General features: G+C 62.1%; 20 protein-coding genes. 13 read left to right on the top strand and 7 right to left on the bottom strand.

The window, feature by feature from the left end; all coding sequences use genetic code 11:
- Positions 1 to 180 precede the first annotated feature (180 nt).
- Entirely contained in the window at positions 181 to 1,032 is an 852-nt protein-coding gene (locus B3605_RS18865) for an AraC family transcriptional regulator (protein ID WP_112941625.1), read from the top strand.
- 7 nt (positions 1,033 to 1,039) lie between these two features.
- On the opposite strand, the gene B3605_RS18860 is transcribed toward B3605_RS18865, so the two are convergent.
- From B3605_RS18860 to B3605_RS18850, 3 genes are all read right to left on the bottom strand, one after another.
- Positions 1,040 to 1,669, bottom strand: a complete 630-nt coding sequence (locus B3605_RS18860) for a glutathione S-transferase family protein (RefSeq protein WP_112941624.1) — start codon at positions 1,667 to 1,669, stop codon at positions 1,040 to 1,042.
- Positions 1,670 to 1,764: 95 nt separating this feature from the next.
- Entirely contained in the window at positions 1,765 to 2,211 is a 447-nt protein-coding gene (locus tag B3605_RS18855; RefSeq protein WP_112941623.1) for a GNAT family N-acetyltransferase, read from the bottom strand.
- A 79-nt stretch (positions 2,212 to 2,290) separates the two neighbouring features.
- Positions 2,291 to 3,502 carry an NADP-dependent isocitrate dehydrogenase gene (locus B3605_RS18850; protein WP_047512202.1) on the bottom strand — a complete coding sequence of 404 codons (1,212 nt, stop codon included), beginning with the start codon at positions 3,500 to 3,502 and terminating at the stop codon, positions 2,291 to 2,293.
- A 188-nt stretch (positions 3,503 to 3,690) separates the two neighbouring features.
- Here B3605_RS18850 and B3605_RS18845 point away from each other — a divergent pair, with 188 nt between their 5' ends.
- The 12 genes from B3605_RS18845 to B3605_RS18790 all read left to right on the top strand — a co-directional run bounded on the left by B3605_RS18845 (position 3,691) and on the right by B3605_RS18790 (position 17,029).
- The gene (locus B3605_RS18845; protein ID WP_047512200.1) at positions 3,691 to 4,221 is read left to right on the top strand and encodes a hypothetical protein; all 531 of its coding nucleotides are present in this window, start codon (positions 3,691 to 3,693) and stop codon (positions 4,219 to 4,221) included.
- 108 nt (positions 4,222 to 4,329) lie between these two features.
- Positions 4,330 to 6,297, top strand: coding sequence for an FUSC family protein (locus B3605_RS18840; RefSeq protein WP_112941622.1), 1,968 nt, complete (start codon positions 4,330 to 4,332; stop codon positions 6,295 to 6,297).
- A 59-nt stretch (positions 6,298 to 6,356) separates the two neighbouring features.
- Complete coding sequence (locus B3605_RS18835) at positions 6,357 to 7,187, top strand: RNA methyltransferase (protein WP_112941621.1); 831 nt, start codon at positions 6,357 to 6,359, stop codon at positions 7,185 to 7,187.
- Positions 7,168 to 7,971, top strand: coding sequence for a glutamate racemase (gene murI, locus B3605_RS18830; protein WP_112941620.1), 804 nt, complete (start codon positions 7,168 to 7,170; stop codon positions 7,969 to 7,971). Before B3605_RS18835 ends, murI begins: the two co-directional genes overlap by 20 nt.
- A gap of 125 nt (positions 7,972 to 8,096) precedes the next feature.
- A complete protein-coding gene (locus B3605_RS18825) occupies positions 8,097 to 9,272 on the top strand; it encodes an MFS transporter (protein WP_112941619.1) in 1,176 nt (391 codons plus the stop codon).
- A 100-nt stretch (positions 9,273 to 9,372) separates the two neighbouring features.
- Positions 9,373 to 10,890 (top strand): ATP-binding protein, encoded by a 1,518-nt coding sequence (locus tag B3605_RS18820; RefSeq protein WP_112941618.1) that lies wholly within the window; start codon positions 9,373 to 9,375, stop codon positions 10,888 to 10,890.
- Positions 10,891 to 11,068: 178 nt separating this feature from the next.
- Positions 11,069 to 12,523: an alkaline phosphatase gene (phoA, locus tag B3605_RS18815; RefSeq protein ID WP_112941617.1), complete on the top strand. Its 1,455-nt coding sequence runs from the start codon at positions 11,069 to 11,071 to the stop codon at positions 12,521 to 12,523.
- Positions 12,524 to 12,806: 283 nt separating this feature from the next.
- The gene (rpsD, locus tag B3605_RS18810) at positions 12,807 to 13,424 is read left to right on the top strand and encodes a 30S ribosomal protein S4 (RefSeq protein ID WP_018902188.1); all 618 of its coding nucleotides are present in this window, start codon (positions 12,807 to 12,809) and stop codon (positions 13,422 to 13,424) included.
- Between the two features lie 72 nt (positions 13,425 to 13,496).
- Positions 13,497 to 14,426 (top strand): glutaminase, encoded by a 930-nt coding sequence (locus B3605_RS18805; RefSeq protein WP_112941616.1) that lies wholly within the window; start codon positions 13,497 to 13,499, stop codon positions 14,424 to 14,426.
- 70 nt (positions 14,427 to 14,496) lie between these two features.
- A complete protein-coding gene (gene ttcA, locus B3605_RS18800) occupies positions 14,497 to 15,390 on the top strand; it encodes a tRNA 2-thiocytidine(32) synthetase TtcA (RefSeq protein WP_112941615.1) in 894 nt (297 codons plus the stop codon).
- 97 nt (positions 15,391 to 15,487) lie between these two features.
- Positions 15,488 to 16,312, top strand: a complete 825-nt coding sequence (locus B3605_RS18795) for an inositol monophosphatase family protein (protein ID WP_112941614.1) — start codon at positions 15,488 to 15,490, stop codon at positions 16,310 to 16,312.
- Between the two features lie 111 nt (positions 16,313 to 16,423).
- Entirely contained in the window at positions 16,424 to 17,029 is a 606-nt protein-coding gene (locus B3605_RS18790; protein WP_112941613.1) for a LysE family translocator, read from the top strand.
- Positions 17,030 to 17,077: 48 nt separating this feature from the next.
- On the opposite strand, the gene B3605_RS18785 is transcribed toward B3605_RS18790, so the two are convergent.
- The 4 genes from B3605_RS18785 to B3605_RS18770 form a co-directional block, all read right to left on the bottom strand.
- On the bottom strand, positions 17,078 to 18,358 hold the full coding sequence (locus B3605_RS18785; RefSeq protein ID WP_018902194.1) for a multidrug effflux MFS transporter: 1,281 nt from the start codon (positions 18,356 to 18,358) through the stop codon (positions 17,078 to 17,080).
- A gap of 46 nt (positions 18,359 to 18,404) precedes the next feature.
- Positions 18,405 to 19,610 carry a multidrug effflux MFS transporter gene (locus B3605_RS18780; protein WP_112941900.1) on the bottom strand — a complete coding sequence of 402 codons (1,206 nt, stop codon included), beginning with the start codon at positions 19,608 to 19,610 and terminating at the stop codon, positions 18,405 to 18,407.
- Between the two features lie 142 nt (positions 19,611 to 19,752).
- Positions 19,753 to 20,088, bottom strand: coding sequence for a Grx4 family monothiol glutaredoxin (gene grxD / locus B3605_RS18775; protein ID WP_018902196.1), 336 nt, complete (start codon positions 20,086 to 20,088; stop codon positions 19,753 to 19,755).
- A 145-nt stretch (positions 20,089 to 20,233) separates the two neighbouring features.
- Positions 20,234 to 21,148 (bottom strand): LysR substrate-binding domain-containing protein, encoded by a 915-nt coding sequence (locus B3605_RS18770; RefSeq protein ID WP_112941612.1) that lies wholly within the window; start codon positions 21,146 to 21,148, stop codon positions 20,234 to 20,236.
- Positions 21,149 to 21,486 lie beyond the last annotated feature (338 nt).

Below are 21,486 nucleotides of genomic sequence, written 5' to 3'. Positions count from 1 at the left end.
CGACGAGGCGCTCGAGGCCGTGGCGGCTGCGCTGGCCGGCTGATCGGTCTGTTCTTGATTGAATTTCGAAAGGCGGGTGCTTCGAGTGCCCGCCTTTTTCTTTTGCGCCGGCAACTCAGCAGGATTTGTCAAATCGCGTTATGTTTGTCTGCAGCCGGTCAACTGGCATGAGGTTTCGACATGAACGGCACCACGGCATGGGCACTCTATGAAAGCCGCCTGAGGCGGGTTTCTGCCTATATCCATGATCATCTCGATGAAGAGCTGGATATGGATAAGCTCGCCGAGATCGCCTGCATGTCGAGCTATCACTGGCACCGGATCTATCGCGCGGTCCATGGAGAGACGCTGGCGGCGACCGTCAAGCGGCTGAGATTGCATCGCGCGGCGGGCGATATTGTCCGTTCTGATCTCGGTATCGGGGAGATTGCCAGGCGATCCGGCTATCCCAACCTCCAGTCTTTCAATCGCATTTTCAAATCGGTCTACGGCATGCCGCCGGCCCGTTATCGGAAAGAGGGAAGCCACACGGAGTTTCAACCCTCACCTAACGGAAGGACCAAAGCCATGTTCAACGTTACCTTACGGAAGATCGAGCCGATCGCGCTTATCGGCGTGCGCCACAAGGGCTCGTATATGCAGATCAGCAAGGCGTTCGAGGTTCTCTTCGGCACGCTCCACGCGCGCGGGCTGGCGAGGCCCGATATCAGGATGATCGGCGTCTATTTCGACGATCCCGATCTGGTGTCGGCCGAAGAGCTTCGCTCCATCGCCTGCGTCTCGGTCGAAGGCGACACTAAGGTCGAGGCACCGCTCGAGCCCTTCACGCTCGACGGCGGGGAGTATGCTGTGCTCAGCCACAAGGGGCCCTATGCCGATATGCACAAGGCCTATCAGTGGCTGTTTTCGGAGTGGTTGCCGACCTCGGGCCGGCAGCTGCGGGACGGGCTGATGTTCGAGGATTATCTCAACAATCCGCGCGACGTGCCGCCGACGGAACTCGTGACCGAGATCTACATGCCCCTTATCTGAGCCCTGATCAGGCGCTCTTCTGCAGCGCCTTGGTGGCTTCGTCGTCGATCGTGTTCGCCCTCTTATAGGCGGCGCGGTCGGTGACGCGGCCGACGTAATCGGCGAATGCCTGGCGCTTCTCGAAGGTGCCGAAGGACAGGCCCCAGCCGACATGCGATCCGACATAGACGTCGGCTGCCGTGAAGCGGTTTCCGGCGATATAGGGCAAGGCGCTGACGGCCTTTTCGAGCGTGTCCATCACGTCGGCATAGCTGCCATAGCCCGCCATCCGGCTCTTGTCGGCTGGCGTGTGGAAGCCGAGGGCGCGGTTGGTGGTGGCTGCTTCCAGCGGGCCGGCGGCGAAGAACATCCAGCGATAGTAGCTGCCGCGCTCTTCGGCCGTCGGCGCAAGGCCCGCCTCCGGAAAGGTTTCCGCCAGATAGGCGCAGATGGCGGCGCATTCGGTGACCACGGTTTTGCCGTGGCGGATTGCTGGCACCTTGCCCATCGGGTTGACGGCAAGATAATCCGGCGCCTTCATGCTGCTTTCGAAACCGAGGATCTCCGTCGTGTAGGGCGCGCCGGTCTCCTCCAGCATCCAGCGGGCGATCCGTCCGCGCGACATCGGGTTGGTGTAGAAGATCAGTTCGTCGGCCATGGTGTTCTCCTCGTTTTTTACATAACTGGCGCGGGTCAGCGGCGAGGCAACGTCTATGGCATGGCAATGTCAGATTTTGGCAGTAGCGGCGCCGGTCAGAGCGCCTTGCGATACTGGATGAAGCCCGAGCGCTCGGCGATGCGGTCATAAAGCTTGCGGGCCGTGGCGTTGGTCTCGTGCGTCATCCAATAGAGCCGGCCGGCGCCATGCTCGCGCGCAAGATCGGCGACGGCCTCGATCAATGCCGCGCCGGTTCCGAGCCCGCGTTGGCTGTCGTCGACATAGAGATCCTGCAGGTAGCAGGTCCATTTGGGAAGCCAGGTGGAGCGGTGAAAGATCGCGTGCACGATGCCGACCAGCCTGCCGTCGCCATCGAAGGCGCCGAGCGCGTGCATCGGCTCTTCCGGGTCGTGGAAGCGGCCCCAGGTCAGGTCCGTGGTCTCCTCGGGGATCGCGACTTCGTAGAAGCGCTGATAGCCGGCCCATAGCGGCTCCCAGGCGCTGCGGTCCGATGGTTTTAGCGGGCGGATGGTCGTGGTCATCTTGTTTTCCCCTCCTGATGTCCCTGAAACGAAAACGGCGGGGAAAACCCCGCCGCATCGTTCGCATATTTCGGATGGCTTATGCCATGGCCTTCTGCAGGTTTTCGTCGATCTTGTCGAGGAAAGCCGTGGTCGAGAGCCAGGGCTGATCCGGGCCGATGAGGAGCGCCAGATCCTTGGTCATGAAGCCGGCCTCAACCGTGTCGACGCAGACCTTTTCGAGCGTGGCCGCGAACTTCGCCAGTTCGGCGTTGTCGTCGAGCTTGGCGCGGTGCGCGAGGCCACGGGTCCAGGCGAAGATCGAAGCGATAGAGTTCGTCGAGGTTTCCTGGCCCTTCTGGTGCTGACGGTAGTGACGCGTCACCGTGCCGTGAGCAGCTTCGGCTTCGACGGTCTTGCCATCCGGCGTCAGAAGAACGGAGGTCATCAGGCCGAGCGAGCCGAAGCCCTGGGCAACGGTGTCGGACTGCACGTCGCCGTCGTAGTTCTTGCAGGCCCAGACGTAGCCGCCGGACCACTTCAGAGCGGATGCGACCATGTCATCGATCAGGCGGTGCTCGTAGGTGATGCCGATTTCCTTGAACTGATCCTGGAATTCAGCTTCGTAGACTTCCTGGAAGATGTCCTTGAAGCGGCCGTCATAGGCCTTGAGGATGGTGTTCTTGGTCGACAGGTAAACCGGCCACTTGCGCATCAGGCCGTACATCATCGAAGCGCGGGCGAATTCGCGGATCGACTCGTCTAGGTTGTACATTGCCATGGCAACGCCGGCGCCGGGAGCGTCGAACACTTCCTTCTCGATGACCTGGCCGTCTTCACCGACGAACTTGATGGTCAGCTTGCCCTTGCCGGGGAACTTGAAATCGGTCGCGCGGTACTGGTCGCCGAAGGCATGGCGGCCGACAACGATCGGCTTGGTCCAGCCGGGAACGAGGCGCGGAACGTTCTGGCAGATGATCGGTTCGCGGAAGATGACGCCGCCGAGAATGTTGCGGATCGTGCCGTTCGGGCTCTTCCACATCTGCTTGAGGTTGAATTCCTTGACGCGGTCTTCATCCGGCGTGATCGTCGCGCACTTGATGCCGACGCCGTGCTTCTTGATGGCGTTGGCGGCATCGACGGTCACCTGGTCGTTGGTGGCGTCGCGGTTTTCGACCGAGAGGTCGTAATAGTCGATTTCGAGGTCCAGATACGGATGGATCAGCTTATCCTTGATAAACTGCCAGATGATGCGCGTCATTTCATCGCCGTCGAGATCGGCGACGGGGTTGGCGACCTTGATCTTCTTCATGTATCTGCCTCGTTAAGCTTTTGAGGGACATGCGTCCCTGGTGGGTGATATAAAATCCCGTGGGCTATAGCATTGTGCGCCCGGAGTGCAAAGCCGCAAGCAGGGCTGATTTGTGTGTTTTTGCGCCATTGCCAAGACACGGAAAATGGCTAGTCTCCGCGCAAAACCATTGCCTCGGACATTTGATCATGAAGACGATTTCGCTTGCCTTTGCCGCTCTGCTCGGCCTCACCGCCACGGTATTCGCCGCTGACGCGACGGCGCCGGTCAAGGAGATCATGGAGGCCACGACCAAGAACTGGTCGGGCGCCGACGAGGACTGGCAGGATATCTTCGACGAGAGCAGGCTGACGCGGATCTACAGCAAGGATTTCGTCGCCAAGTACCGCGCCGCGATGCAGAACCCGGCCGCCGACGAGGATGGCGTGTCGCCGTTCGATTACGATGTCATCGTCAACGGCGAGGATGCATGCCCGCTGCAGGACATGACCTATACGCCGAAGCCCGGCGAAAACGGCGCGACGGAAGTGGTGGTGACGTTCAAGAAGCAGACCTGCATGGACGGGATCGACGACAAGCAGGCGCTGACCACGGTGCGCTTCGAAGTGCTGGAAGAGGGCGGCAAGGCCGTCGTCGACGACGTCTTCACCGAGGGTGATCCCGGCCAGCCGGCGAACTCGCTGAAGAACACCATGGTGCAGATCGCCAAGGGGCAGTGACCAGCTCTCGATCGGGACGTTTTCGGCGGCAAGATTGATTTGCTTTTAAGAGCCTTGGCGATATGTGAGCGGTGAAACACCATTCCTCCGCTCTGGGGCCTGAACTCTTTGTTTTCCGGTTTTGATTTCCGAGATTGGCTGCTTGCCAACGATCCGGCGCTGTCGCGGCTGAGGATGGCCTTGCGCGTCACGCTGTCGGTGGCGCTCTCTTTCGGTCTTCTGCTGGTCATCCATTCGCTGCTGTTTCCGCTGCCGATTGCCTCCTACGGGCTTGGGATCGTGCTGGCGATCGAGGGCGGCGTCGCGGTGCGCGACAAGGGCGGCGGGCGGCAGCTGGTGACCCGGCTTCTCGGCTGCGCCGCCAGTCTGGTCGTCGTGGTCATAGCGGCCGGGCTGGAAGGACACCGGCTGATCTCCGACGCCGCCTTTCTGCTGATCATCTTTCTCGCGGCCTCCGCGCGCGTCTTCGGGCCGCGCGGCCATGCGATCGGCATGTTCGCCTTCATGTCGTATTTCCTCGGCGCCTATTTCCAGCCGCCGCTTGCCGAGCTGCCTTTCGTGGCGATCGGCCCGATCGTCTCCTCGCTGATCGCGCATGCGGTGCGCTCCGTCGTGCTGCCCGACGACTGGCGGCGCGATCTCTTGCGGTCGCTCGAAAGCGTGCAGGGGCGGATCAACCAGATCCTCTTCAAGATCGCAGCACTTGCGGCGGAGGGGCACGTTTCGGATGCCGACCGGCAGGAGCTCAATCAGCTGGAGGAGCGGCTGAAGGACGTGGTGCTGATGGCCGAGAGCTTCATTCCGCGCCCTCCAAGCGGCGTGTTCGATCCCGGCACCGAGCCGGCGGGCGAGCTGGCGATCCGTCTCTTCGACGCGCATCTGGCGGCGGAAGGCGCGATCATGCTCTGCTCGCAATCGCTGCCGCCTTTCGAACTGGTGCATCAGGTCATCGAGGGCCATAGCGTGCGCCCACCCGCCGAGGATGACGAAGGCCCCTCGGCCGAGGCGACACGGGCGCTGATCAGGCTCGGCAATGCGCGGGCTGAGCTCGTCGAGACCATCGATGAGGGCAACCGGACGGGCTTTGCCGATATCGCCGCCGTGGCCGAGGCGCCGGTTCAGGCATCGCTTCCGGATTTCTCGTTGCGCAATCCGCTCATGCGCTCGGCGCTGCAGATCACCGTCGCCGCGGCGATCGCCATGACGCTCGGTCTCGGCCTGTCGCGCGAACGCTGGTTCTGGGCGGTGCTCGCCTCCTTCCTCGTCTTCACCAACACCAATTCGCGCGGCGATACGGCGATGAAGGCGCTGCAGCGTTCGGTGGGAACGCTGTTCGGGATCGGTATCGGGCTTCTGCTCGCGACGCTGCTGAGCGGCCATCTGGCGCCGGCGCTCGTGATCACCAGCCTTTCCATTTTCCTCGCCTTCTACTTCCTGCAGACGAGCTATGCGACGATGACCTTCTTTGTGTCGATCGCACTCTGCCTGGTTTACGGGATGATCGGATCGCTGACGCTCGACCTGCTTCTGCTGCGCGTCGAGGAAACAGCGCTCGGTGCGGCCGTTGGTACGCTGGTCGCCTTCGTCGTCTTTCCCGCGCGCACCCGCGGCGCGCTGGATCTCGTGCTCGACAAATGGTTCGCTGCTTTGGACGCGCTGCTGAAGGCCACCGCCGCCGGCGAGCCGCGACACAGGCTCATCGGCCTGTCGCAGACGCTGGACGCCGCCTACAAGGATCTGGCGACGACGGCGCGGCCGCTCGGCTCGTCATGGTCGGTTGTCACCAGGCCGGGACAGGTCCGGCAGACGCTGGCGATCTTCCTCGCCGCCACCTACTGGGCGCGGATGATGGCGAAGAACCGGGAGGCGTCGATCACCAGTGATGACGCGCGCCAATTGATCGACGCCAGTATCACCCGCGTCGCCTCGGCATCGGCGCGCCGCTCGGAATGCTTCTTCGTCGATCGCAAGATCCCCGTATCGACCTCGCGTCATCATCCACACGCCAGCAAGGGATGGCGGCAGGGGCTTGAGATGATCGGCTTGACGCTGGAGCGGTTGTATCCGGATGCATAAGTCTTGCCGTTTCAGCCGGTCTTGGCTATTTCCGCGCCTAGCAAAAGGATTTTGACTTCATGGCAGGTACGAACAGCGAGCGTCTTCTTCTGACGGAAGGTCCCGTCATCATTCTGGTCGAACCGCAGATGGGCGAGAATATCGGGATGGTGGCGCGCGCCATGGCGAATTTCGGGCTGTCCGAACTGCGCCTCGTCAATCCGCGTGACGGATGGCCGAACGAGAAGGCGCAGGCTGCCGCCTCCAAGGCCGACCACGTGATCGAGGGCACCAAGGTGTTCGACACGCTGGAAGAGGCAATATCGGATCTCAACTTCGTCTATGCGACGACGGCGCGTGAGCGGGACGGTTTCAAGCCGGTGCGTTCGCCTGTGGTGGCGGCGCAGACGTTGCGTGCGCGGTTTACGGCGGGCGAGGGGACCGGCATCCTCTTCGGACGTGAGCGCTGGGGCCTCTCCAACGAAGAGGTGGCGCTGGCCGACGAGATCGTGACCTTTCCGGTCAACCCCGCCTTTGCCTCGCTCAATATCGCGCAGGCGGTTCTGCTCATGTCTTACGAGTGGATGAAATCGGGCATGGAGGATCTCGGCAGCGTTCCCTTCCAGGCGATGGAGCAGACGCCATCGACGAAGGAACAATTGCACGGGCTCTACGACCAGTTGGAAGAAGCGCTGGACTCGCGCAATTATTTCCATCCGCCCGCGAAAAAGCCGAAAATGATCGACAATCTCCGGGCAGTCCTTTCCCGCCGCGCCTTCACGGAGCAGGAAATCAGCGTGATGCGCGGCGTGATCTCCTCCCTCGACCGTTTCTCGCGCAAACATCCGCGCGGAAGCCGGGCGCCCGCAGACGTCAAGGAACATCAGGAAGATGACAGCAGCGACGCATGAGCTGAAACCCGTCCTGGTCTTCGATTCAGGCATTGGTGGGCTGACGGTGCTGCGCGAGGCGCGGGTTTTGATGCCCGAGCGCGGTTTCATCTATGTCGCCGACGATGCCGGCTTTCCCTATGGGGGCTGGGAAGAGCAGGCTTTGAGGGAGCGGATCATCGATCTCTTCGCTCGGCTGCTTCGCGAGCACGACCCCGAGGTCTGCATCATCGCCTGCAACACAGCCTTCACGCTTGCCGGCGCCGACCTGCGCGCCGCATTCCCTAGCATGACCTTCGTCGGCACCGTGCCGGCGATCAAGCCGGCGGCGGAACGGACGCGCTCTGGCCTCGTCTCGGTGCTGGCGACACCCGGAACCGTCAAGCGCGCCTATACGCGCGATCTCATCCAGTCCTTCGCGCAGCAGTGCCATGTGCGGCTTGTCGGCTCGGAAAATCTGGCGCGCATGGCAGAAGCCTATATTCGCGGTGATACGCTCTCCGATGAGGCGGTCATGGGCGAGATCGCCCAGTGCTTCGTCGAGAAGGAGGGCAGGAAGACCGATATCGTCGTACTGGCCTGCACGCACTATCCGTTCATGGCCAACATCTTCCGTAGACTGGCGCCGTGGCCGGTCGACTGGCTGGATCCCGCCGAGGCCATCGCACGGCGGGCGCGTAGCCTCGTTCCCGAGGTGGCCGATGCCGTCCATCCCGACAATTTCGACTTCGCGGTCTTCACCTCGGGCAATCCGGATTTCTCGACGAAACGGCTGATGCAGGGATTTGGTCTCACCGTCAGGTGACATCGTTCCATTGTGGCGATCTTTCGCGCCGTCGGCGCTTTCCTTCGCGATGCCGATATCGCAAGCTCTGAGATGGAGAATCGTTCGCGGGCTTCGGCTCCCTGACGCGAACAGGGGAATGTCTTATGTCGTTTCAAAGACTTGTGATGCTGATCTTCTTTCTGCAGCCGATCGCCTTCGGCAGCTGGCTGCCGCGCATTCCCGACGTGCAGGCAAAGCTCGGCATGGGGCCGGCCGATCTTGCCATCGCGCTGCTCGGCTTGCCGATCGGCACGCTGATGACCTTGCCCTTCGCCGGCCGTCTGGTGGCGAAAATCGGCGGACGCGCGACGATCATCTATGGTTTCGTGGCCTTTCTCGCGGTCGTCTCGCTGCCGGCATTTGCCGACAATATCACGACGCTGTTCTTCGCGCTGATGATCCTCGGCGTCACGCTGTCGACGCTCGAACTCGGCCTCAATGTCGAGGCCGACCGGGCGGAGAAGACGACCGGCCTCATGATCATGAGCCGCTGCCATGGCTTCTGGAGCCTCGGCATCATGGCGGGCAGCCTGCTCGGCGTGGGTGCCGCGGCGCTGCATCTGCCGGCGAACTGGTCGATCGCCCTGATCGCGCTGCTGGTGCTGCCGATCGCGCTCCTCGTCAGCGTGCGGCTGCCGCTCGGGCCCGATCCGGCGGCCGAGGCATCGCATGCGCAAAGCGCGCCATTCAAGCTGCCGAGTGCGGCACTTCTCGGCATCTGCGCCTTCACCTTCGGCATCACCATGACCGAGGGGGCTATCGCCGACTGGTCGGCGGTCTATCTGCGCGACGTGCTGTTTGCGACCGGCGCGCTGACCGGCCTCGGCTACTCCGTCTTCGCCTGCCTCGTGGCAACAGGGCGCTTCGGCGGCGATTACATGAAGAGCCGCTTCGGCGCCGTTGCCATCGCCCGGGTCTGCGGCTGTGCGTCGCTGGCCGGCATGGTGATCGTGCTCTTGGCGCCGAACACGGCGGTGGCGTTGATCGGTTTTGCGGCGATCGGCGTCGGCGTCTCGGTCGGCTTCCCGCTGGCGGTCACGGCATCGGCCAGCCTGACCGACCGGCCGGCGGCCGCAAGCGTCGCCATCCTCACCTTTATCGCGCTCAGCGGCTTTCTCGTCGGCCCGCCGGCGATCGGCTTTGTGGCCGAGGCGTTCGGGCTGCGTGTCGGGCTGGGTATCCTGCTCATTCCGCTTGCCATCAGCCTTCTCTTCACTCGCATGCTGATCCCGCGCGTCGAGGGTCAAGCAAGCGCGATCGTGGCGGACAAGGCGGCCTGATTCGAAAAGACGCGATTGCTTGTGGGTTTTGTTCGGTAGGCCGAGCATTCCGCCGCGAATCTGCTAAAGAGTGGCGTTGATTTCAGAAGGGGAACGGGACTTGCAGGTTGGTATCGATATGGGATCGGCGTCGGGAGGCAATCCGGCCACGCTCGATATCGAGGAGCTGCTGGCGACCCGTCTCCTTGTTCAGGGCAATTCCGGCTCCGGCAAGTCGCACCTGTTGCGGCGCCTGCTCGAGCAATCCGCGCCGTGGGTGCAGCAGGTCATCATCGATCCCGAGGGCGATTTCGTCACGCTGAGCGACAAGTTCGGCCATGTGGTCGTCGATGGCGAGCGAACCGAGGCGGAGCTCGCGGGCATTGCCAATCGTATTCGCCAGCATCGCGTCTCCTGCGTCCTCACGCTCGAAGGGCTCGAGATCGAACAGCAGATGCGTGCCGCTGCCGCCTTCCTCAACGGCATGTTCGATGCCGATCGCGAGTTCTGGTATCCGGTGCTCGTCGTTGTCGACGAAGCGCAGATGTTTGCGCCGTCGGTTGCTGGCGAAGTTTCCGACGATGCGCGCAAGATGTCGCTCGGCGCGATGACCAACCTGATGTGCCGTGGCCGTAAGCGCGGTCTGGCCGGCGTCATCGCCACGCAGCGTTTGGCCAAGCTCGCCAAGAACGTTGCCGCCGAAGCGTCCAACTTCCTGATGGGCCGTACCTTCCTCGATATCGACATGGCGCGCGCCGCCGACCTGCTCGGCATGGACCGCCGCCAGGCGGAAATGTTCCGTGATCTGAAGCGCGGTAATTTCGTCGCCCTCGGTCCGGCCCTGTCGCGCCGGCCACTGCCGATTCAGATCGGCAATGTCGAGACCTCGGCGCGTTCGTCGAGCCCCAAGCTGATGCCGCTGCCGGACTCTCCTCAGGATGTCGAAGACCTGATCTTCACGCCGGATCCGGAAGAATTCCAGCGGCCGATCGTTCGCCGCGCAGCACCCGCGCCACGCCCGACCACGGATATCTTGGCCGAACTGTCACGCTCGGCCCCGGCAGCCACCGCGCCGCAGCCCTCCGAAGGCCGCGCCAGCCAGCCGGAAATGTCGGCGGAGGACCGCGAGGAGCGCGTCTCGGCCGTATTGAGCGAAATCCTCGACGATCCGGGCTCCGGTTTCCGCACGGATTCGGTGCTTTATCAAGAATTCCTCGTGCGCCTTCGCATGCGCCGCGTGCCGGGATCACCGATGTCGCTGCCGGAGTTCCGCCGCCGCGTCGCCGTGTCGCGCTCGGGCGTCGATCCCGAGACCGCCGGGACGGAAGCCTGGGCCACGGCACTGTCGCTGTCATCTGGTGTCACGGATGATCTGCAGGGCGTCTTCCTGATGCTTGCCAAAGCCGCGGTGTGCGGTGAGCCTTGCCCGTCCGACGCTCGCATCGCGCGCGCCTACGGCACGCATTCGGCCCGGCGAGCTCGGCGTCTCCTCGGCTATTTCGAGGAGCAGGGGACCGTTGTGGTCCACACCGATTTCTCGGGCAAGCGCATTGTCGCTTTCCCCGACATCAACTGCCAGACGGCGCCCGGCGATGCCAATGCGCCTGATGTCGATGGTGTGCAGTCGGCTGCTGAATAAAAGCGGTCAGCTTCCATATTCACATTTTGAGATAGAAAGCCGCCCTGCGGTTTTTTGTCGTGTATCAGCGTTCGATACACGATAGGGTTGCTCGTGTCACATGCTGTTCATCTCAGGGGTGGATAACCCCGCATGCCCCACGCGGGCGTAGACCTTTTGCCCAGAGGAGATGTTGGCCATGTCGAATTCCACCCGTGCGATCACCGCATTCGCAGCAGCGCTGCTTGCCACCGTTGCCATTCAGCCTGTTCATGCCGCCGATGCGGCTGCGACCAAGCTCATGGAGCGCGGCGCCAGCGAGGACCTGAGCACGCCCGGCGGCGCACGTCGCATCTCTGGCGACATCACCGAAGCCTACCGCGCCGCGATCGTCGACGGCCGCCCGAAGAACGTCATCCTTCTGATCGGCGACGGCATGGGTGATTCCGAAATCACCATTGCGCGCAACTACGCCGTCGGCGCCGGCCAGTATTTCAAGGGCATCGACGCGCTGCCCGTCACCGGCCAGTACACGCATTACTCGCTCGACAAGAAGACCGGCAAGCCGACATATGTGACCGACTCCGCCGCATCGGGCACCGCCTGGGCGACGGGCGTGAAGAGCTATAATGGCGCGATCGGCGTCGATATCCGCGAAGAGGCGCACGAGACGCTGCTGGAGAAGGCCAAGGCCGCCGGTCTGGCAACGGGCAACGTTTCCACCGCCGAGCTGCAGGACGCAACGCCTGCCGTGCAGATCGCCCATGTCACGCAGCGCAAGTGCTACGGTCCGGAAGCAACGACCGAGAAGTGCGCCAGCAACGCGCTCGAAAATGGCGGCAAGGGTTCGATCACCGAGCAGTTGATCAATGCGCGCGCCGACGTGACGCTCGGCGGCGGCGCCAAGAGCTTCGGCGAGATGGCGAAGGCCGGCGAATGGAAGGGAAAGACGCTGCGCCAGCAGGCCGAAGAGCGCGGCTACAAGATCGTCACCAACGCCGAGGAGCTCTCGGCCGTCAAGCAAGCCAATGACAGCGCCCCGGTTCTCGGCCTCTTCGCCGAGGGTAACATGCCGATCCGCTGGCAGGGCCCGCAGGCCAGCCACTACGGCAATGTCGAGAAGGAGCCTGTCGTCTGCAAGCCGAACGAAAAGCGCACATCGGCCACGCCGACACTGGCGCAGATGACGTCCAAGGCGATCGAACTCCTCAGCACCAACGAGAAGGGCTTCTTCCTGCAGGTCGAGGGTGCCTCGATCGACAAGCAGGACCACGCGGCCAACCCCTGCGGCCAGATTGGCGAGACCGTGGACCTCGACGAAGCCGTCCAGGAAGCGCTGAAGTTCGCGCAGGAAAAGGGCGATACGCTCGTCATCGTCACCGCCGACCACGCGCATGCCAGCCAGATCATCGACGCAAGCACCAAAGCTCCCGGCCTGACGGAAGCGCTGATGACCAAGGACGGCGCCGTGATGGCGGTCAGCTATGGCAACTCGGACGAAGTTGACGACCAAGGCCACACCGGCTCGCAGCTGCGCATCGCAGCCTACGGTCCGCGCGCAGCCAACGTCAGCGGTTTGACCGACCAGACCGACCTGTTCTACACGATCAGTGACGCACTAGACCTGAAAGTCCAGAAGGCCGCGATGAAGTAAGCCGCTCCGGCTTTCTTGGAAGCAATCCGTTCCGGATTGCTTGGGATCATACGGTTTTGCCGGTGCGGCCATGGATTGTGATTGACATTCCAGTGACTTCACCCTAAAGACCGCGCCAGCACGGGGCAGCAATGTCCCGTGTTTCATTTGACATGTCCCGTGGAGTTTCCAGTTCGCGTAACCGGAAAATCCTGTCGGGCCTCCCTCAAAGAGGCCAAAGGAGGGCGTGTTTCCTTCGAGCGGTTTGGAAACAGACCGCCGTAACACTCTGAAAGGAAATACGATGAGCAAGCGCGAATCGTCCAAGTACAAAATTGACCGCCGTATGGGCGAAAACATCTGGGGCCGTCCTAAGTCCCCGGTGAACCGCCGCGAATACGGCCCGGGCCAGCACGGCCAGCGCCGCAAGGGCAAGCTCTCGGACTTCGGTGTGCAGCTGCGCGCCAAGCAGAAGCTCAAGGGTTACTATGGTGACCTGCGCGAGAAGCAGTTCCGCGCGATCTTCGCCGAAGCAGCTCGCCGCAAGGGCGACACTTCTGAAAACCTCATCGGTCTGTTGGAATCCCGCCTGGATGCGATCGTTTATCGCGCCAAGTTCGTTCCGACCGTCTTCGCTGCCCGTCAGTTCGTCAACCACGGCCACGTGACCGTGAACGGCGTTCGCGTCAACATCGGTTCCTACCGTTGCAAGGCCGGCGACGTCATCGAAGTTCGTCAGAAGTCCAAGCAGCTGGTTTCGGTTCTCGAAGCTATCAGCCTGGCTGAACGCGACGTTCCTGAGTACATCGAAGTCGACCACAACAAGATGGTTGCTACCTTCGCTCGTGTACCGGCTCTCAGCGACGTACCGTACGCTGTTGTCATGGAACCGCACCTGGTGGTCGAATTCTATTCGCGTTAATCGCGAGGCGTTTTCGCATACGGAAAAGCCGCCTCTCGGGGCGGCTTTTTTGTTATCTTGAGAGGGGTCGTGATGACGGATTTGCAGGCAATCCTCGACAGTATCTACACCGAACTCCAGCCGCGCATCGGCGAGGGCAAGGTCGCGGATTATATTCCCGAGCTTGCCAAGATCGATCCCGCGCAGTTCGGGCTCTCGGTCGTCACTGTCGACGGCAAGGTCTATAGCGTCGGCGATGCTGCCGTGCCGTTCTCGATCCAGAGTATCTCCAAAGTCTTCATGCTGACGCTCGCGCTCGGCAAGGTCGGCGAAGGGCTGTGGAAGCGGGTCGGGCGCGAGCCGTCGGGCAACTCCTTCAACTCGATCGTCCAGCTCGAGCAGGAAGCTGGTATTCCCCGCAATCCGTTCATCAATGCCGGCGCGATTGCCGTTGCCGACGTGGTGCTTGCCGGACACGAGCCGCGCGAGGCGATCGGCGAAGTCCTGCGCTTCGTGCGCTACCTGGCCGATGATGAAACCGTGACGATCGATGACAAGGTCGCCAAGTCCGAGACGCAGACGGGCTACCGAAATTTTGCGCTCGCCAATTTCATGCGCGCCTACAAGAACATCGATCATCCGGTCGAGCACGTGCTTGGCGTCTATTTCCACCAGTGCGCGCTGTCGATGACCTGCGAGCAGCTGGCCCGCGCCGGCCTCTTCCTCGCCGCCCGTGGCGCTAACCCGATGACCGGCCATTCGGTTGTCTCGCCCAAGCGCGCGCGGCGCATCAATGCGCTGATGCTGACCTGCGGCCACTATGACGGATCCGGCGACTTCGCCTATCACGTCGGCCTTCCCGGCAAGAGCGGCGTCGGCGGCGGCATCTTCGCTGTGGCGCCCGGTATTGCCTCGATCGCCGTCTGGTCGCCGGGGCTGAACAAGGTCGGCAATTCGCAGCTCGGCGCGGTCGCGCTGGAAATGCTCGCGGCGCGCACGGGATGGTCGGTTTTCGGCGATTGATGCTGGGTTGTGGCGCGGCTTTCTGCTAGACGGGATTTGGTTTCGACCTGGGACCTCAACGGATGAGACAATGAATATCGCAGCCAATATCGCGCCAAGCATCGGGGATGAGCTTGAAACGCCTGAGACCGAGGGCGCGATCGCGCATGCGCTGTTTGCCGATGCGCCAAGCTCCGTCTCGTTCAACAAGCTGCGTAAGCGGCTGCTGCGCCAGGTGCGCCAGGCCTTCGACGATTTCGGCATGCTCAAGGGCCAGAAGCGCTGGCTGATCGGGGTTTCCGGCGGCAAAGATTCCTATGGCCTGCTGGCGCTGCTGCTCGATCTGCAATGGCGCGGCCTGCTGCCGGTCGAGCTCATTGCCTGCAATCTCGACCAGGGGCAGCCGAATTTTCCGAAGCATATCCTGCCTGAGTACCTGGCGAAGATCGGCGTCAAGCACCGCATCGAGTATCGCGACACCTATTCGATCGTGAAGGAGAAGGTTCCGGCCGGCGGCACCTACTGCTCGCTCTGTTCGCGCCTGCGCCGCGGCAATCTCTATCGCATCGCCCGCGAGGAAGGCTGCGACGCGCTGGTGCTCGGTCACCACCGCGAGGATATTCTCGAAACCTTCTTCATGAACTTCTTCCACGGCGGCCGCCTGGCCTCGATGCCGGCAAAGCTCCTGAACGACGAGGGTGACCTGATGGTGCTGCGTCCGCTGGCCTATTGCGCCGAGGACGACATGGCAAAATTCGCCGCTGCCATGCAGTTTCCGATCATCCCCTGCGATCTCTGCGGTTCGCAGGACGGGCTGCAGCGCAACGCCATGAAGGACATGCTCGCCGATATCGAGCGCCGAATGCCCGGCCGCAAGGACACGATGCTGCGCGCGCTCTCGCATGTGAACCCGTCGCATCTGCTCGACCCCAAGCTTTTCGACTTCGCCGGCCTGATGGCGGGCGATGCCGCGCCGAAGGCCTGATTTCGTCGCGGACGTAAGCTCTTGTTTTGACACATGTCGTTGTCGCAAAACTGCGGCATAGTCTTTCGGCATGTCACAGCGCCAGGAAGGATGGACCATGGTTTCCAAGATAGATGTCACCACGCTTGCCGATCTCTTGAGGCGGGCGGCGAAGGCGGAGATATTGCCGCGTTTCCGCCGGCTCGGCAGCGACGACGTGCGCGCCAAGACCGAAGCGACCGATCTTGTCACGGAAGCCGATCTCGAAGCCGAGCGGATGATCAAGGCCGAGGTCGCGACGCTGTGGCCGGAGGCACTGTTCATCGGCGAGGAGTCCGTTGCAGCCGATCCGGCGCTGCTTGGCAAGCTGAAGGATGCGTCCTTGTCGATCATCGTCGATCCGGTCGACGGCACCTTCAATTTCGCCTCGGGCATTCCCGCCTTCGGTGTCATGGCCTCGGTGGTCGCGAATGGCGAATGCATCGCCGGCATCATCTACGATCCGATGGGCGACGACTGGGTCATCGCCGAGAAGGGCGCCGGCGCATGGCTGAAGCGTCCCGACGGCGATACGCAGCGTCTTCGTACGTCTGCGCCCGTGGCGCTTGAGCAGATGGTCGGCATGGCCTCGACGGGCTTTCTGGCGCCGGGCAAGCGCGCCGAAGTGCTCGCCAACCTCGCCAAGGTCCGCTTCATCTGCAACTACCGCTGTGCTGCCCACGAACACCGGGCGTTTGCCGGCGGCCACGTGCATTACCTCATGTACAACAAGCTGATGCCCTGGGACCACCTTGGCGGCACGCTCGCCTGCGTCGAAGCCGGCGGCTACGCGGCGCGCTTCGACGGCTCGGCCTATCTGCCGGAGCATGTCGACGGCGGCCTGCTGATCGCACCGGACAAGGAAAGCTGGGAGCTGCTGCGGCGCGAGGTGTTTACGGTTTAGGGGAATGCTCGCTTGAGATGCGGCCGCACGGAATGTGTGGCCGCGTCCGGCTTGAGCGGGAGCTCTTCTTGAAGCATGTTGTGCTTGCCGACGTCTTCGGGAGGAACACCAATGAGCTTCGAGTATCTTCTGACCGCCTTCATCATATGTGTGACGCCGGGGATCGGCGTGATCTATACGCTTTCCTCCACTCTGGGTGGGGGAATTCGCGCCGGCTTCTGGGCCGCAATCGGCTGTACTGTCGCTACCGTCCTTCATCTGGCAGTCGCCATGGCCGGGCTCGCCGCCGTGCTCTACACCAGCGCGATCCTGTTCCAGACGGTCAAGTTTGCCGGTGTTGCATACTTGATCTGGATGGCCTGGGCTGTTCTCAACGATCATGAGGGGCTGTCGGTTCGGCCGAGTGCGCCAGCATCCGCCGTCCGGCTCGTGTGGCGCGGAATCCTGCTGAACATCCTGAACCCCAAGCTGCCGCTGTTTTTCATTGCATTCATTCCGCAATTCGTCCCGGCGGGTAGCTCGATCGGCGTTCTGGTCGAGCTCGGCTTTGGCTTCACCCTGATGACCTTTGCGGTGTTCATGGGATACGCGGTGGCTGCCGCAACGGGCAGGGAGAGACTGTTGCAGAGCCGGCGTGCGATGAACTGGATGCGCCGGGCCTTTGCCGCCTCCTTCGCCTTTCTGGGATTGAAGCTGGCGACCGAGGCAACGCGATAGGCTGCCGTGCGGAATTGAAAAGGCCCCGTTGCCGGGGCCTCTTGATGTTTAAAAATGTCCCGCGCCCGGATCGAGCTGCGGATCGTCGCCCGGGTGGGTGAAGAGTTTGCCGCCTTCAGCCCAGAGCGTGGCCACGATGCTGATCAGGCCGAAGAGCGCGAAGCCGCCGAAGAGCGGCTGCACGGTGCCGTTGAACAGCTGGCCGACCGCGCCGCCGAGGATGGCGCCGAAGGTGGTCGAGACGAAGCCGGTGATCGAGGTGGCGGTGCCTGCGAGATTGCCCATCGGCTCCAGGCTGATCGCCGTGAAGTTGGTGGCGATCACGGCGAACATCATCAGCAGGATGGTGAACAGCGTATAGGCCAGCGTGAAGCTTGGCGTGCCGCCGAGCGCCTTGAAGAAGCCGATCGCCGAGATGATGGTGAAGAGGATCATCGCGACGTGCGAGATGCGGCGCATGCCGAACTTGCGCACGAAGAAGCCGTTGGCGAAGTTGGCGACCGCGATGCCGCCGGCGGTCGCCGCAAAGGCGATGGGAAGCCAGTCGCCAAGGCCGTAGACCTCGCCGAAGACCTGCTGAACGGAGATGACATAGGCGCTGATGACGGCGGTGAACATGGTCAGGCCGATCATGTAGCCGCAGGTGATCTTGTTGGTCAGAACCGTCTTGAAGCCATCGACAATGTTGCCGAAGGAGAGCGGAATGCGCTCTTCGCGCGGCAGCGATTCCTTCAGGCGCAGTGATGCCCAGATGAACAGGATGGCGCCGACGATGCCGAGCAGGATGAAGATCCAGTGCCAGTTGGCATAGGTGATGATCAGCTGCCCGACCGAGGGGGCGACGATCGGCACGATCATGAAGACGATCATGACATAGGACATGACGCGCGCCATTTCGCGGCCACCGAAACAGTCGCGGACGACGGCCATGGTGGTGATGCGGACGGCCGCGCCGCCGAGGCCCTGGATGAAGCGCATGACGAGCAGCATTTCGAAGCTGCCGGTGGCAGCTGCGCCGAACATCGCGAGCACATAGACCGCGAGGCCACCGAGCATGATGTTGCGGCGGCCGAACGTGTCCGACAGGCTGCCGAAGATGATTTGCGAGACGCCGAAACCGAGGAAGAAGACGCCGATGACGAGCTGCGCGTCGTTGGCGTTGGCGACATTGAGCGCATGGCCCATGGCGGGCAGGGCAGGCAGCATGCTGTCGATCGCCATGGCGACGCTTGCCGTCATGATGGCGATGGTGATGACGAATTCGAGGAAGCCCATGCCGATGCGGCTGGACCCCTGGTTTTCGGTATGCGGCTTATGGGGCGGCGTCATGTGATTGTCCTGAAATATAGATTTGTCTCAATCGTCGCATGCTTGCTCAAACAGCCGGATTATGCGGCTGGAAGAGCTTTCCCTTCTCGGCGATCAGCACAAAGACGAGGCCGATGATCGAGACGGTGAAATAACCGGCGACCATGGGAAGTGCGGTGCCGTTGAAGGCCTGGCCGATGCCGGCGCCGATCAGCGCGCCGCCGACGGTGCTCATGAAACCGAGAACCGAGGAGGCGGTGCCGGCGACGTGCCCGAGCGGCTCCATGGCCAGCGAATTGAAGTTCGAGCCGATCCAGCCGAACTGGAACATCGCCAGGCCGAAGAAGCCGATGAACAGGAAGAACGGCATCGGGTGCGGCCCGAACACCAGGGCAAGCAGCCAGATGGTGTTGATGGTGATGAAGCCAAGCAACGCGCCATGCGACAGGCGGCGCATGCCGAACTTGCCGACGAGGCGCGAGTTCAGGAACGACGACATCGACATGAAGACCGCGACGCCGGCAAAGGCGAAGGGGAAATAGACGCCGAGGCCATAGATGCCGACATAGATTTGCTGCGCCGAGTTGATGAAGCCGAACAGCGAGCCGAATATGAAGGTGCTGGCGATCGTGTAGCAGAGCGCGATACGGTTCGTCAGAACGAGCTTGAAGCCACCGAGCACCGATTTCGCGGTGAAGGGACGAACATTTTCCGGGCGCAGCGTCTCGGGCAGGCGGAGATAGGCCCACCCGGCAATGATGGCCGCCATGACGGCGATGAACAGGAAGATCAGATGCCAGCTGCCGAACAGCATAATGATCTGGCCGCTGCCCGGCGCGATGACGGGAACGATCATGAAGACCATCATGATTAGCGACATGACCTCGGCCATCTGTCGGCCGCCATAGATATCGCGAACGATCGAGATGGTGATGACGCGGGTGGCTGCGGAGCCGAGACCCTGTACGAAGCGCAGGATCAGCAGGCCTTCGAAGGTGGGTATCAGCGCGCTGCCGAGGGAGGAACAGATGTAGATGCCGATGCCGGCCAGCAGGGGGAGGCGGCGACCGAAGCGATCGGACAGCGGGCCATAGATGAGCTGGGCAAAACCGAAGCCGAGAAGGTAGCTGGAGACGACGAATTGGCGATGGTTTTCGCTTTCGACGTTCAGGCTGGCGCCGATCTGCTGCAGCGCCGGCAGCATGATGTCGATCGCCAACGAGTTGATCGCCATCAGGAAGGCGGCAAGCGCGATGAACTCACCCTTGCGCATGGGGATGCGGCCCACGTGCGCGGCTTGTGATGAATCTGTCACAATGTAATTCCCAAAAACAGGCCAAGGCGCTGTTCAGCACAGCGCCTCGGACTCAAAATACAGAAATGGAAACCGGGCGGACGCCCGGTGACCGGTCAGGTCAAGCAGCGCCGCGAACGGTTACGCCGTTTTCCTGGAAGTGCTGCTGCAATTCGCCAGCCTGGAACATTTCCTTGACGATGTCGCAGCCGCCGATGAATTCACCCTTGACGTAGAGCTGGGGAATGGTCGGCCAGTTGGAGTAATCCTTGATGCCCTGGCGGATTTCCGAATCAGCGAGCACGTTGACGCTCTTGTAGTCGACGCCGATGTAATCGAGAATCTGCACGACCTGGCCGGAGAAACCACACTGGGGAAACTGCGGCGTGCCCTTCATGAAGAGGACGACGTCGTTGGTCTTGATTTCGTTGTCGATGAATTCGTTGATGCCGCTCATGGGACTTAATCCTTTCAACAGGCGAGTTAAAGGCCCGCCGTTTCAATCGTTAAGCTTAGATAGCATGTGACGACCGGAATTCCAGCAGGTGGGAACAAAAAAAGGAGGGCCCTATCGGTCTGATGTTCCCGCTGTTGCCGAAGCGTTACGCCTGGCCATCGCCTTTTGAAGCCTCCTGAGAATTTACGGAGGTTTTAAGCCAATCCACGAAGACAGAGGCCTGAGGCGAGAGATCCTCGAAGCTCCTGGCGACAAGCCAGTATGCGCCATGCGGAATGGTGGTATCGAAGAGCTGCACAAGTTCTCCCGCCATGAGTTCATCGCGGATAAACATCCTGTCCATCAATGCGATACCCTCTCCGCGCAGCGTCGCTTGCAGGATGAGCGCGCCATCGGGATAGACCGAGCCGCGCGTTTCGCCGGCCTGTGCACCGGCGGCCGTAAACCAGCGATGCCAAAGGTCTCGATCGTCTTCATGAAGCAACGGGAATTGCAGCAGATCCGTCGGCTTGGTCACGGGGCCGCGCGCACTCAGCAGATTGGGCGCGATCACGGGGATCATTGTCACGTCGGCGAGCCATTGGCATTCCACCCTCGGCCACTCCGTTCTCGTCGCGCTGTGGCGAAGGGCGATCTCCACGCGGCCGGCCCTGAATTCGACCGGGCGCGGGTCCACGTCAAGCAACAGGTCGATATCGGGTTGCAAGTGACGAAATGAGGCTAGGCGCGGTGCCAGCCAGCCCGCCGCGAAGGACGGTTCGACGCTGATCGACAATAACGAAGCGGGCTTGTTGGCCTTCAGGCGGTCGAGAGATGTGCCGATCGCATCGAAACTCGCTGTAAGGATGGCCAGCAACGTCTCGCCCGAGCCGGTGAGAGCGACCATACGGTGGTGCCGCTCGAACAGCGGTTGGCCAAGCTGCCGCTCCAGTTCGCGCACCTGCCGGCTAACCGCGGACTGTGAAATCAGCAGTTCGTCGGCCGCCCGGGTGAAGCTCCGCAGACGCGCCGCGACCTCGAAACTGCGTAGGGCGGTCAAAGGTAGGCGACCACGTTTCATGGATAACCTCAAGTCATGCGAAGTGGACGATAAGCTCGTTTGAAGACCTTGGGCAACCGGAATTCAATGGCCATCGCGATCAAACCCGCGAGGAAAGACCGTGTGGAGCGAAGTCTATAGTCTGATCATAGATGTCATCCGGATCGTCTCGTTTCAGCCGCGCGGCGCCGACAACGCGTGGCGAGCGACCGGCGATTGGCCGATTGAAGACGATTGGGATGTGGAGTCGAGAGTGGAGACGTGCCGCCGTAGGCAGTCGAGGGACGATTGAATTGACGGCACGCGTTCACGGAAGAATGAGAAACAAAAATGCCCGGCGGAACCGGGCATTTTTTAAC

The sequence above is a fragment of the Rhizobium sp. UBA1881 genome, from assembly GCF_002338015.1.
Taxonomy (GTDB): domain Bacteria; phylum Pseudomonadota; class Alphaproteobacteria; order Rhizobiales; family Rhizobiaceae; genus Rhizobium.
This window is presented reverse-complemented; position numbering and strand designations above follow the sequence as displayed.

Coding starts and splice junctions, on each gene's coding strand:
- B3605_RS18845 (WP_047512200.1), top strand. CDS start 3,691: ATGAAGACGATTTCGCTTGCCTTTGCCGCTCTGCTCGGCCTCACCGCC.
- B3605_RS18855 (WP_112941623.1), bottom strand. CDS start 2,211: ATGACCACGACCATCCGCCCGCTAAAACCATCGGACCGCAGCGCCTGG.
- B3605_RS18790 (WP_112941613.1), top strand. CDS start 16,424: ATGAGCTTCGAGTATCTTCTGACCGCCTTCATCATATGTGTGACGCCG.
- ttcA (WP_112941615.1), top strand. CDS start 14,497: ATGAATATCGCAGCCAATATCGCGCCAAGCATCGGGGATGAGCTTGAA.
- phoA (WP_112941617.1), top strand. CDS start 11,069: ATGTCGAATTCCACCCGTGCGATCACCGCATTCGCAGCAGCGCTGCTT.
- B3605_RS18865 (WP_112941625.1), top strand. CDS start 181: ATGAACGGCACCACGGCATGGGCACTCTATGAAAGCCGCCTGAGGCGG.
- grxD (WP_018902196.1), bottom strand. CDS start 20,088: ATGAGCGGCATCAACGAATTCATCGACAACGAAATCAAGACCAACGAC.
- B3605_RS18780 (WP_112941900.1), bottom strand. CDS start 19,610: ATGCGCAAGGGTGAGTTCATCGCGCTTGCCGCCTTCCTGATGGCGATC.
- B3605_RS18785 (WP_018902194.1), bottom strand. CDS start 18,358: ATGACGCCGCCCCATAAGCCGCATACCGAAAACCAGGGGTCCAGCCGC.
- B3605_RS18825 (WP_112941619.1), top strand. CDS start 8,097: ATGTCGTTTCAAAGACTTGTGATGCTGATCTTCTTTCTGCAGCCGATC.
- B3605_RS18850 (WP_047512202.1), bottom strand. CDS start 3,502: ATGAAGAAGATCAAGGTCGCCAACCCCGTCGCCGATCTCGACGGCGAT.
- B3605_RS18860 (WP_112941624.1), bottom strand. CDS start 1,669: ATGGCCGACGAACTGATCTTCTACACCAACCCGATGTCGCGCGGACGG.
- B3605_RS18770 (WP_112941612.1), bottom strand. CDS start 21,148: ATGAAACGTGGTCGCCTACCTTTGACCGCCCTACGCAGTTTCGAGGTC.
- murI (WP_112941620.1), top strand. CDS start 7,168: ATGACAGCAGCGACGCATGAGCTGAAACCCGTCCTGGTCTTCGATTCA.
- B3605_RS18805 (WP_112941616.1), top strand. CDS start 13,497: ATGACGGATTTGCAGGCAATCCTCGACAGTATCTACACCGAACTCCAG.
- rpsD (WP_018902188.1), top strand. CDS start 12,807: ATGAGCAAGCGCGAATCGTCCAAGTACAAAATTGACCGCCGTATGGGC.
- B3605_RS18795 (WP_112941614.1), top strand. CDS start 15,488: ATGGTTTCCAAGATAGATGTCACCACGCTTGCCGATCTCTTGAGGCGG.
- B3605_RS18835 (WP_112941621.1), top strand. CDS start 6,357: ATGGCAGGTACGAACAGCGAGCGTCTTCTTCTGACGGAAGGTCCCGTC.